Annotated in this window: 2 protein-coding genes; both read left to right on the top strand. The window is 42.5% G+C overall.

The genetic code is table 11. The annotated features are described in order from the left end of the window. The first annotated feature begins 8 nt into the window (after window positions 1–8). Window positions 9–143 carry a hypothetical protein gene (locus ACFQ38_RS11380; RefSeq protein WP_381480972.1) on the top strand — a complete coding sequence of 45 codons (135 nt, stop codon included), beginning with the start codon at window positions 9–11 and terminating at the stop codon, window positions 141–143. A gap of 135 nt (window positions 144–278) precedes the next feature. Beyond that, the gene (locus tag ACFQ38_RS11375; RefSeq protein ID WP_336825615.1) at window positions 279–1244 is read left to right on the top strand and encodes an alpha/beta hydrolase; all 966 of its coding nucleotides are present in this window, start codon (window positions 279–281) and stop codon (window positions 1242–1244) included. The last annotated feature ends 204 nt before the right edge of the window (window positions 1245–1448 follow it).

Genomic DNA, 1448 nt, shown 5'->3' with positions numbered 1-1448 from the left:
TAGAAAGCGTGTTCGGTCACATCAAGGGCAATCGGTCGTTCCGCAAATTCTCACTGCGGGGCATCGAAAAGGTGCATACGGAATTCGGAATTGTGGCATTGGCCCTTCTTTTTTTATCGTTAAAAAAGATCAGTTCCGCGTGAATATCTTCTTCCTCGTAGTATCTGATCGTGTCCATAAACTATGCATAGAATTTCCGTTTTTTGTATTCTACCTCAACCATTTTTCTTGTATAATAGAATAGGCATTTAGCCTTTAGTGAGATTGGTTGAAAGGAATTGAATACAATTAAAATAAATTGGAAGAAGCTGTTGATTCTTTTTTCAGTTGTTTTTATGGTGATACAAGTTGCAGGCAGTTTCTTTTTCTATGAAATTTCCGTCAAGCGGGGGCCGAAAGAGTTCTTGCAAAATAATGCGGATTTGGAAGTTGCAGAAGAAACGATGGAGTTATATTTGAATGGAGATTGGAAAAAATGGGTCTCAACTCAGAAATTTGAACAACTTCATTTGACTTCACGGGACGGCTTGGAGTTATCGGGCTATTATTTATCGGCAAAAAAACCGACAGATAAACTTGTCATTTTGCCGCATGGCTATTTGGGCCATGCAAAGCAAATGGGGCTCTTCGGTCAATATTATTATGAAGAGTTGGGCTACAGTTTGTTTCTGCCGGATGCGAGGGGCCATGGGAAAAGTGAAGGCGATTATTATGGATTTGGTTGGCCGGATCGATTGGATTTGATTGACTGGACGAAACTGTTAGTAGATCGTTTAGGCCCAGACACAAAAGTTGTCTATCATGGTCTTTCTATGGGTGCAGCCACGGTGTTGATGGCGAGCGGAGAAGAGGAGCTACCTCTTCAAGTAAAAGCGATTGTTGCTGACAGTCCCTATGCTTCGGTATATAGGCTGTTTTCCTATCAAATGAACCGGATGTTCCATTTGCCGGCGTTTCCGCTGCTTGATAGTACGAGTGGATTGACAAAAATAAAGGCCGGTTATTCGTTCAGAGAAGCGGACGCTATGAAGCAAGTGGAGAAAACGACTGTACCAATTTTTTATGTCCATGGAAAAAGCGATACTTTTGTGCCGACTGAAATGGCAGAAGACCTTTACGAACATACAGCAAGCGATGCGGAAATTTTCCTTGTCGATAAAGCCAATCACGGCGAATCTTACGCAATGGCCGGTGATTTATATAGAACGAAGCTTTTACATTTTCTTGACCGGAATGTGAAGTGAATGAAGGGTATCCAATAAACTTGGATACCCCAGACTGTAGACAAAGTACTTTTTCACTTTGTCTACAGTCTTTTTAAGGTTTGTAGTCATGAGATAGGAGTTTGCCCAGCTTGGCTTGAAAACGCTTGCCAGACAAGGCGCGAAGTCGAGCGAAGACCCGAATAGAACTTAAGGTTCATGAGGGGACGAGCGAGACGAGCAACG

The sequence above is a fragment of the Sporosarcina contaminans genome, from assembly GCF_042679045.1.
GTDB classification, from domain to species: Bacteria; Bacillota; Bacilli; order Bacillales_A; family Planococcaceae; genus Sporosarcina; species Sporosarcina contaminans.
The sequence above is the reverse complement of the archived record's forward strand: the minus strand, read 5'-3'. Positions and strand labels throughout refer to the sequence as shown.